A 10,234-nucleotide genomic window follows, 5' to 3' on the forward strand; every position below is an offset into this window, starting at 1 on the left:
GACAGGACCTTCCGCTGACGCTGGAATGCCGAGAAGAGTTGAAAGCGTTCTACTCCCACAACGGATTTATCCAAGGGCGGTGCTACCGCTTGCCACGAACCACCACAATGGTTTCTTTCAGTCGCTTTTCTTAATCGTTTCTACGCGACTATTTAGCTAGCGTGTAAATTCTCTGCAGGTTGTTTCGCAACTGTGTGCTAAGTCATGCGTGGGGTTTCGTCTTGGATGCCTTTCGCTCGTTACAATCGATTCCAGAAAGAGAAAACTCCTCTTTACTTCGCACATATAGCGGACAAGCTAACGATAACCACTGCCGAAAGGGCTCAGTATGGGACACGTACCAATGCAGGTGATCAAGGACGTTCTGCCCCTGGTAAAGAGTGGTGGACCCACCATGATGAGGAACGTCGTGAAAAACCTCGTGAAGAAAGTAGCGATGAATGACGGCACTGCCATTGCCGGACACGTAGTCCTTATTACTGGCGGATCTAACGGTGTTGGTCGTTTGATGGCGGAAGAGTGCGCTCGTCGTGGTGCAAAGGCCGTCATTATTTGGGGCTTTACCCAGCAGCGTATTGATGACACGGTTGCCCGTCTGCAGCAGATGCGGTGCACTGCTAAGGGCTACCGAGTCGACGTTTCTGACCGTGAGGCCGTGAAGTCTGTGGCCAAACAAGTGCTTGATGAATTCGGACAGGTTGACATTCTCGTACACTCCGCTGGTGTCGTGTCCGGTGCTCCACTGCTTGAACTCTCCGACGAGGGGATTGATCGCACCCTCGGCATTAACCTCAACGGTCTGTTCTACGTTACCCGCGAGTTTCTTCCCGGCATGATTGCCCGAGATCACGGCCATATCATTACGCTGAGCTCTGCTGCAGGAACTATTGGGCCTGCCATGCTGACTGACTATGCAGCATCCAAGTGGGGTGCACGCGGTTTCATGGAGTCTCTTCGCAATGAATTGGCGAAGGAAAAGTCTGCTGTGAAGACCCTTACCGTCTGCCCCTACTACATCTCAACAGGCATGTTCGATGGTGTGAAGACGCGTATCCCACTACTTCTTCCAATTCTGAAGCCGCAAGAAGTATCCGACAAGATTATTGCCAGCATCGAATCTGGGCAGCAGGAAATCTTCATGCCGCCGTTGGTAAAGTACACCGCGCTGATGCGTATCCTTCCCACACACTGGTATGACGCTATAGCTAACTTCCTTGGCGTTAATGACGGTATGAATGAGTTCACTGGCCGTAAGTAGGCAACGGACTTCTTTCCTCACTTAATAGTTGGGGTGGGCGGATCAGATGATCCGCCCACCCCAACTTTCATGGCGTTGTATCAATCAATGATCGAGAGGTTTACCGCCTGCGAGCGATCTTTTCGTGTGTAGTTCCCACGGTATTCGCGAAAGCGTCCCCTATGGTTCGAGCGAGTGAGTCCCAGTCTCCTCCACGGGTCGATGACGAGCGATAGACGAGGCCCATCTTTCGGCCTGGTACCGGGTCCGCAAAGCGGGCGATAGCAATTCCTTTCATATAGCCCTCCACAGGAATTGCAGAAGCAGGGATCAGCGTGACACCCATCCCTGCCGACACGCACTGCAGAATGGTGGGAAGGGATGCAGCGCGAGTATTGGATTTGCCCACTGTGGCGCCCACGGCATGACAGAGATCGATCGTCTGATCACGCAAGCAATGCCCCTCGTCAAGAAGAAGCAGTGGCACCTCACGCAGCACACTTGTCGGGAGATCGTTACGTCCTTCGAGCGGGTGGCCTTTGGGAACAGCTAATACAAAGTCCTCTTGGTAAATGGGGATCGAGTTGAAACCTGTCTCTCCCAGGGGGAGGGCCAACAATGCCACGTCGATGCGGCCAGCCCGCAGGCTTTCCAGCAAGCGTGCTGTCTGGTCCTCGATCACTGTTACCGAAAGATTTGGGTAATGCTGGGCGGTAAGACTTAAAACCTGGGGCAAGATGTAGGGCGCGGCGGTAGGGATAAGACCAATAGAAAGATCACCTTCCAAACCGTGTCCGAGGCCCTGTGCTGCAGACCGGAAATGATCGGCTGCAGCAATAACGGCCTCTGCATATGGGAGGAGTGACTCACCCTCTTGCGTTACGATGACACGTCGCGTCGATCGCTCAATCAAAGTGCGGTGGATGCCTTCTTCCAGGGTGGCAAGAGACTGCGATAGTGACGGCTGTGAGACCCCGAGACTGTGAGCCGCAGCACCGAAGTGACGATGGTGCGCTACAGCGACAAATGCCCGCAAATGCGCGATAGTCGGTTGGTATGATTGATTAGCCATAATGATTATTATAATACACTCCAAAAGTCTTGACTTTTTAATTTCAAGCGTGGAAGATGGTAGTCAAGAGAGATCACCAAAACATGGTGACGAATGTATTGGTATTCACCAGAAGGAGTACAAGATGGCTCTTCTTACTATTGATGACGAATTCCCAGAGTTCTCCCTGACCGCACTCAGGGGTGGAAACCTGCACGACATCGACGCTGACAAGCCCGAGGATTACTTCGAGACTGTCGACAACAACAGCTACGATGGGAAGTGGCGGGTCATCTTCTTCTACCCGAAGGACTTCACCTTCGTCTGCCCGACCGAAATCAAGGCCTTCGGCGACCTTAACGATGAATTCTTCGATCGTGACTGCCAGGTACTCGGAGTTTCCATTGACTCCGAGTACTCTCACTTCCAGTGGCGTGCCACCAACGACAAGCTGCTCGAAATCCCGTTCCCCATGCTAGCCGATATCAAGCATGAACTTGTCCAGGCTACCGGCGTAGAAAATGCTGATGGCGTTGCCGACCGAGTGACCTTCATCGTCAACCCTGAGAACAAGATCCAGTTCGTCTCCGCAACTCCAGACTCTGTCGGCCGTTCCGTAGAAGAGGTTCTGCGCGTCCTCGATGCTCTGCAGACCGCCGGCCCCTGCGGTTGCGACTGGAAGAAGAACGACCCCACCATCGACAAGCTGGACGTTGTATCCTCCGTCTTCGAGTGACTCGTCACCTCGGGTTAAAACCCGCTACGACAACGGAAAAGGGCCCCTTATAAACAGAAAGGGACCCTTTTTTCTTGCCTTTTTCACTTGTCTTCGCTGTAGGTAGTCAATAGCTCTAGGTTAAACACTTTTTCTTAGCGTGATATTGATACTGTCGTCTCATATATATCGACAGGCGCCAAGTGGCGCACAACACTTTCGTTGAATCGTTAAGTTAATAGCACTCCAGGAGAATCGGTAATGTGACAACACAGTCTCGGCCATTCTTTGTCAGGAAGGATCCACATTACACTCCGGACTTCTTCCATTCGGATTGTCCTGCGAGTCTCTGAGTCGATGTTTGCGTGCCATTGCGCAATAAGTGACAATTCTTCCAAATTGAGCAAGCACAATTGGTAAATTAGTAACTGACTTGATCGATCTACCGAACAGGACGTGCAACTATATGACCGCATCTTGGACCAAAACGCTACGGTCCTTTTCTGTAGCAGGTATTGCCGCCGCCTTGGCATTCACCCCGGCTCTCATGGGGAGCGCTAATGCCACCCCAGTTCGCCCGTGGATGAACACCGCACTCAGCCCCGAGCAGCGTGCTGCCAAGCTGATCTCTGCAATGAATCTCTCTCAAAAGATTCACATGCTCTCCGGCACCAAGCTTACCGGCCCGCACACTCCGGCCATTGGCTATATTCCCCCGATCCCGGAACTCGGCATTCCCGAGTTTGTCCAATCTGATGGCCCTGCCGGCGTTCGCAATGGCGCCGACCCCGCAACGAAGTTCCCCGCTCCACTCGCCTACGCCGCCTCATGGGATCCCGCGATAGCACAGCTCCAAGGTCGAGTGGCCGGTGAGGAAGCCCGCGCACTCGGTACTGACCAGCTCTACGGACCTGGGTTCAATATCGCCCGTAACCCGCTGGGCGGCCGCGGCTTTGAATACTACGGAGAAGACCCCTATTTATCTGGCACGATGGCCACTGCCAACGTAAAAGGCATCCAGTCTGCTGGTGTTATCGCTACACTCAAGCACTTCGTTGCAAACAACCAAGAGACTGCTCGTAACATCGGCAATTCCCGTGTTCCCGAACGAGCGCTGCACGAGATCTACATGAAGCCATTCGAGATGGCAGTGAAGCAGGCCAATCCTGGCTCTGTGATGTGCGCCTACAACGCCCTCAACGGGACACACAGTTGCTCCAACTACTACACACTCACCAAATACCTGCGACATACCTGGGGTTTTGGCGGCTATGTCGTCACTGACTTCCCTGCATCGTGGTCTACAGAAGACTTTAAGAATGGTCTTAACGTTGAAATGCCACAGACCTTCACATCACTCGAACCCACGGTGCGACTAGCCATCAAGCAAGGTCGGCTGAGTGAGAAGGACATCGATGCTCGCGTCAAGGAAACGCTGACCGTCATGTTCCGTTTCGGCATGTTCGACCGTACGAAGCAGATCCATCCCGTCAATGTAGCGCGCGGTAATTCTGCGGCACAGAAGATCGCGGAGCAAGGCGCCGTGCTGTTGAAGAACAAGAATAGTGTCTTGCCGTTGAAGACAAACACTGCCCGACGCATTGCCATCTTTGGTGCGCCTGCCAAGGTAGCTGTCGGCGGTGGTGGTTCTTCTAATGTTTCCGCTACTGAAACAGACACGGCCCTCGACGAGATCACGAAGCGCTCACGTGGCGCAAAGGTTAGCTACTCCTCTGGTCTCAACCACCTCAGCGCTGCCCAGGAAGCAAAGAAGGCTGACGTTGCCATCGTCTTCGTCACCAACCTCACCATGGAGGCGATGGACCGCACCAGCATTAACCTTTTGTCTGAACAGACTGCATTGATCAACAAGGTTGCCTCTGCCAACAAGAACACGATTGTCGTTCTCAATACTGGCGGGCCCATTGCAATGCCGTGGCTACCGAAAGTCGCTGCAGTATTGAACATGTGGCAGCCCGGCCAAGCGGGTGGCAAAGCCACCGCCTCACTCCTCTACGGTGATGTGAACCCTTCTGGTCACCTTCCACAGACTTTCCCCACGGCTGACGGTCAGTGGCCTGCGCACACCCTCGCACAATTCCCGGGAGGTCCGCTTGGTCTCACCCCCACCTATAGCGAAGGAATCTTTGTTGGATACCGCTGGTACCAGTCCCGCAACCAAGTACCACTGTTCCCCTTCGGCTACGGTCTCTCCTACACCACGTTCGCATATTCCGTTCCCCGCATGCAGGCAACCTCTGGTGCTGCCAACACACCGATTAAGGTGACGTTTACCGTCACCAATACGGGCAAGCGAGCTGGGGCGACTGTCCCGCAGGTCTATGTAGGAAAGCCACGGAATCAGGGTGTGTCAGTTCCGCCGAAGGAACTCGGCGGCTTCCAGAAGGTGTATCTGCGTCCGGGTGAGTCGAAGACGATCACAATCACAGTCCTGCCGCAACAGCTCAGCTACTGGAACAGTAACCTCCACAAGTTCGTCGTCATGCCAGGTGTCTACCACATCTACCTGGGATCGAATGTGAACGAGACCTCCTACACGCTGAACTACACAGTGCGTTAACACACTCAAGCCATCCCAGTACCCCCTCCTGGCGTGGTCTGAGCTCATCGACTATCTACCTGGTGGCCTCCTGTTCCCGAAAAGCAGGAGGCCACCGGTATCGTAGGGGCCTCTCTCCTGCCAGGCTCTTTCTCCTGTATCACTCACTACGGGTAATCTGAGTTTATGTCCCAGCATCGGCGTCGTACTTCCACCTCTACTCCGCTCCCCGCGGATGTTCGGCAGTACCGGCATCGTCTTCTCAGCCGCCTTGGCACTGGAGAGAATGTCATGCTGAGGGACTATGACCAGCTGCGCCGCCGGCTCCAGAAAGTCCGATCGCTCAAGTCATGTGCGGCAATTGAGTATGATCTCGAATGTGCTGAACTGCGCCTCGAACTTCGCCGTGCGGCACTTCCCCATCCTGAATACCCTGATCAGCTACCTATTACCTCCCGGCTAGAAGATATCCGTGAGGCACTACTGCGCCACCAAGTGGTCGTAGTTGCAGGTGAAACCGGCTCTGGTAAAACGACGCAGCTTCCCAAACTCTGTCTCGACCTGGGTTGGGGAGCAACTGGCATTATCGGGCATACACAACCCCGTCGTATCGCTGCACGGTCAGTAGCAGAACGCATTGCTAACGAACTCAATTGCCCGCTAGGTGGACTCGTCGGCTACTCCGTTCGGTTCACAGACACTGTCTCAGAAGACACCGCCATTAAGGTGATGACGGATGGCATTCTCTTAGCGGAAATCCATCACGACCGGCTACTCCGCGCTTATGACACCATCATTATCGACGAGGCACACGAGCGGAGTCTCAATATCGACTTCCTCTTGGGATATCTCAAAAAGATTCTTCCCCAGCGCCCTGACCTGCATGTCATCATCACCTCTGCGACGATTGAGACGGAACGTTTCGCTGAGCATTTCGCGGTGGGAGGTGAACCCGCACCGATCATTGAGGTGTCAGGGCGAACGTATCCTGTAGAGATCCGCTATCGGCCTGGTGAAACTGACGCCGATCCCCTCGATGTTTTTGTTGACGCCGTTACCGAACTCTATACCGAGTCGTCGCTGGAAGGCGGCGACATCTTGGCGTTCTTTCCGGGGGAACGAGAGATCCGGGAGGCTGAAGATGCACTACGTCAACGACGTTTTCCCGCTCTGGACATAGTGCCGCTTTTCGGACGTCTTTCCGCGGCGGAACAGCACCGGGTCTTCGAACCCCATGACACACAGCGGGTTGTATTAGCGACTAATGTGGCAGAAACATCACTCACGGTGCCGGGGATACGTTATGTTGTCGATACTGGTACAGCCCGCATTTCTCGCTACTCTCATCGGACGAAAATCCAACGTCTCCCCATCGAAGAAATTTCACAAGCATCTGCACGCCAACGCTCGGGGCGCTGTGGGCGTCTTTCAGATGGTATTGCGTTGAGATTGTATTCAGAGGAGAACTACGAGTCCCGTCCGGCTTATACCGAACCCGAGATTCTCCGCACGAATTTGGCTGCTGTCATTCTCCGCATGGCTGACCTTGGGTTTGGGACAGTGGAGGACTTCCCCTTCCTTGATCCCCCTGAATTGAGCTCGATCCGTGACGGCGTCCAAGTCCTTCGCGAGTTGGGTGCACTACGCGATGATATGGCTTTGACGGGGACTGGCCGGACAATGGCACGTATTCCTACCGATCCGCGTCTCGCCCGGATGCTGGTGGAAGCACAGCGACGTGACGTCCTAGGAGACGTCCTGCTTATTGTTGCTGGTCTCTCCCTCCAAGACATTCGAGAACGGCCGATGGAACAGCAGCAGGAAGCGGACCAGTTGCATGCCCGTTTCCGCAATCCACAGAGTGATTTTCTCTCTTACCTTCAGCTCTGGGATTTTCTTCATGAGCAACAGCGCCAACTCTCTCGTTCCGCATTCCGAAAAATGTGCCGACGAGAGTTTCTCCACTGGATGCGCTATCGAGAATGGCTCGATCTTGTCCAACAGCTGAGCGAAATATGCCGGGATTTGAAATGGTCGTGGCTTCCACATCAGGAGAAAGACGGAGTCCGAGAAGACGACATCCATCGTGCACTGTTGGTTGGGCTTCTTAGCCACATAGGTTCACGTATCGGCGAGACGCGGGACTACCAGGGTACACGGGGGAAACGATTCGCTATTTTCCCGAGTAGCGGTGTCGCTCGGAAGAATAGCTTCGTCATGGCCTATGAAATTGTGGAGACGTCCCGAGTGTGGGCCCGGACAGTAGCAGCCATAGAACCTGAATGGGTTGAAAAAGCTGCCGGCGCCTCAATCTCCCGCCGTTACACAGAACCACACTGGTCGCATTCGCGGGGTGAGGTGCAGGCATATGAGACCACCAGTTTATGGGGGGTACCGCTGGTGGTCGATCGACTCGTGTCATACCGCAAGATTGACCCTGATCTTGCACGTCGCCTTTTTCTTCTACACGGGCTAGTCCGGGGCGATTGGGACCGACAGTATCCTTTTACTGCGGCTAATGACGCCACGATCGAACGCTTACAGGTCTATGAAGAAAAGGCACGGCAGCGTGGCAGCGTAGTCGACGAGGAGACACTAGCGACGCTCTTTGCCATGGTCGTACCTGAGCAGATCATGTCACGGGTGCAGTTTGACCAATGGTGGCGCCGAGCCAGTGCTGCAGAGAAAGCCTCACTGGAATTCTCAGAAGAACACATCAGAGCTGCGGCCTCCGCTGGCGAGGATAGCACTCTTTATCCTGATGAACTCGCTGGATTCCCCCTGGAGTATGCCTTCAAACCGGGTTCTGCGAAGGACGGCATTTCGGTGCTCATTCCACTCGCTCAACTTCCTGCGGTATCCCCCGCACCTTTCACATGGTTGGTGCCCGGAATGAGAGAGGAGCTCATCCTCTCTCTATTACGAGGTTTACCCAAAGATTATCGTCGTATGTTTATTCCTCTTCCTGAGACATCCCAGGCAATGATGGGAACCATAGTGGAGGATTACTCGCGCGACTTCCGGCAGGTATTCCAAGAAACCTTGCGCCAGGTGCGTGGGGTAGATGTCCCTGATTCCGTCATCTCCGCTGCGGAGCTGCCTCAGCATTTGCTCATGCGTTTTGTTGCAGTGGACGAGCAAGGACGTACCGTCGATACAGCGCGAGATGTGCGGGAACTACAGGCAAGGCAGCAGGGCACTAGTGCCCAAGCGATTAGCTCGACCTTCCATACGGTGGAAAAAGGGCCTTTTCCTGCCTGGACCGAGGAGATTGGGGATATTCCACCGCAGGTCTCGCAGGGTGACGTCACTGCATATCCGGCGTTGCTGCGGAAAAAGGACGGATGGCATGTGCATACCTATCCGACTGCTGTATCGGCGCAGGTGGCGCAGCATAAGGCGCTAGTAGAGTTGTTACTCGCTGAGCTCCCGCATGCTCGCCGTCAGCTCTTTAGCGGTATTCCTCAAGCTCAACGTATGGCACTGCGGAGTTATCCCGGAGGTGAGGGGTCCCTCCGGGAGGATTGTCACCATTGCGCAGTGCGGGATATTGTGGTGCTCGCTGGGCCTCCCACTCTTACGTTGGACGGTTACGCTTCTTTGCGCCAGAGTGCGACTGAGAAAGTTCCCTCTCGTGAGCGTGCCATTGCATTACTCGTTGCGCAGGCAGTGGAAGCGCGTATACAGGTGCTGGCAAATCTCCCAGAGGGAGAGGGGATTGTGCAGGATGTGCGTGAGCAGGTGGCGTGGCTTACCTCGCCAGGTTTTGTCACGATGCATGGGGCAGTTCGCGTCAAGCACATTCCTCGCTATTTGCAGGCCGCGCAAGAGCGTCTGGGCAAAGCGGTACTTCATGATGGCGAATGGGAGGATCCGTGGTCCGCTTCGGTGGAGGCTTTCTACCGTGTTGAGGATGCCTTGTGGGAGAAGTGTGGAGCTCCTTCAGCGGGGGATTCTGTCGCCGTTAAAAAGGTGCGCTGGCTGTGTGAGGAGTTTAAGGTGAGTACCTTTGCGCAGCAGCTAGGAACGGTGGAGAAAGTCTCCGAAAAGAAGCTTATGCGGGAAATTGCTGCACTTCCCGCTTAGGTCTCATTGCAGGTGTGGAACGTCGAGTTCACGGTGACATTAGTCATTGTCTGTTGGCAATGTGTGTTTTAAAGGTCGTCGTATCCGGTGACACCTGCGCCAGAGTGTCCATGGTCGTGCCGCAGAGCTGCCATTTCTTTTTCGAAGTCTTCCAGAGAAGTGAAGGACTTATAGACCGAGGCGAAACGGAGGTAGGCAACTTCATCTAGTTCCCGGAGGGGTCCAAGGATAGCAAGGCCGACTTCGTGCGAAGGTATTTCAGACGCGCCTGTTGAGCGGACATTGGCCTCTACTTTTTCAACGAGTAACTTGAGTTCATCTTCGGAGACATCTCGTCCTTGGCACGCACGGCGAACGCCTTGCAGCACCTTGTCGCGGGAGAACGGTTCTGACAAACCGCTCCGTTTGATGACGTTGAGGATGGCCGTCTCATGGGTAGTAAAGCGTTTTCCACAGCTGAGACATTCACGTCGTCGTCGGATAATCTTCCCACTATCAATGGAACGGGAGTCGACAACACGGGACTGCGGCGAATGACCTGTCTCTTATACACATCTGACGCTGCCGACGATACTCCTTGTGTAG

The 10,234-nt window shown here is 54.4% G+C and carries 5 protein-coding genes and 1 pseudogene; 4 read left to right on the forward strand and 2 right to left on the reverse strand.

All coding sequences use genetic code 11. The annotated features are described in order from the left end of the window. The first annotated feature begins 328 nt into the window (after positions 1–328). Positions 329–1,258 carry an SDR family oxidoreductase gene (locus tag Q0X28_RS07610; protein ID WP_298577383.1) on the forward strand — a complete coding sequence of 310 codons (930 nt, stop codon included), beginning with the start codon at positions 329–331 and terminating at the stop codon, positions 1,256–1,258. A gap of 100 nt (positions 1,259–1,358) precedes the next feature. Here Q0X28_RS07610 and Q0X28_RS07615 read toward each other — a convergent pair whose 3' ends face one another. Next, positions 1,359–2,309, reverse strand: coding sequence for a hydrogen peroxide-inducible genes activator (locus Q0X28_RS07615; RefSeq protein WP_296237216.1), 951 nt, complete (start codon positions 2,307–2,309; stop codon positions 1,359–1,361). A gap of 124 nt (positions 2,310–2,433) precedes the next feature. Here Q0X28_RS07615 and Q0X28_RS07620 point away from each other — a divergent pair, with 124 nt between their 5' ends. The 3 genes from Q0X28_RS07620 to hrpA all read left to right on the forward strand — a co-directional run bounded on the left by Q0X28_RS07620 (position 2,434) and on the right by hrpA (position 9,649). Further along, positions 2,434–3,024, forward strand: coding sequence for a peroxiredoxin (locus Q0X28_RS07620; RefSeq protein WP_296237218.1), 591 nt, complete (start codon positions 2,434–2,436; stop codon positions 3,022–3,024). Positions 3,025–3,469: 445 nt separating this feature from the next. Next, the gene (locus Q0X28_RS07625; RefSeq protein ID WP_296237221.1) at positions 3,470–5,584 is read left to right on the forward strand and encodes a beta-glucosidase; all 2,115 of its coding nucleotides are present in this window, start codon (positions 3,470–3,472) and stop codon (positions 5,582–5,584) included. A gap of 165 nt (positions 5,585–5,749) precedes the next feature. Beyond that, entirely contained in the window at positions 5,750–9,649 is a 3,900-nt protein-coding gene (gene hrpA, locus Q0X28_RS07630) for an ATP-dependent RNA helicase HrpA (RefSeq protein WP_298577386.1), read from the forward strand. A gap of 68 nt (positions 9,650–9,717) precedes the next feature. On the opposite strand, the pseudogene nrdR reads toward hrpA, so the two are convergent. After that, a pseudogene (nrdR, locus tag Q0X28_RS07635) lies at positions 9,718–10,179 on the reverse strand (transcriptional regulator NrdR); the annotation flags it as partial. Positions 10,180–10,234: the final 55 nt, after the last annotated feature.

The organism is uncultured Lawsonella sp., from assembly GCF_947252745.1.
Taxonomy (GTDB): Bacteria; Actinomycetota; Actinomycetes; order Mycobacteriales; family Mycobacteriaceae; genus Lawsonella.

Excerpts from the sequence above, each read along its gene's own strand:
- Q0X28_RS07610 (WP_298577383.1), top strand. The coding sequence starts at position 329 with ATGGGACACGTACCAATGCAGGTGATCAAGGACGTTCTGCCCCTGGTA.
- Q0X28_RS07615 (WP_296237216.1), bottom strand. The coding sequence starts at position 2,309 with ATGGCTAATCAATCATACCAACCGACTATCGCGCATTTGCGGGCATTT.
- Q0X28_RS07620 (WP_296237218.1), top strand. The coding sequence starts at position 2,434 with ATGGCTCTTCTTACTATTGATGACGAATTCCCAGAGTTCTCCCTGACC.
- Q0X28_RS07625 (WP_296237221.1), top strand. The coding sequence starts at position 3,470 with ATGACCGCATCTTGGACCAAAACGCTACGGTCCTTTTCTGTAGCAGGT.
- hrpA (WP_298577386.1), top strand. The coding sequence starts at position 5,750 with ATGTCCCAGCATCGGCGTCGTACTTCCACCTCTACTCCGCTCCCCGCG.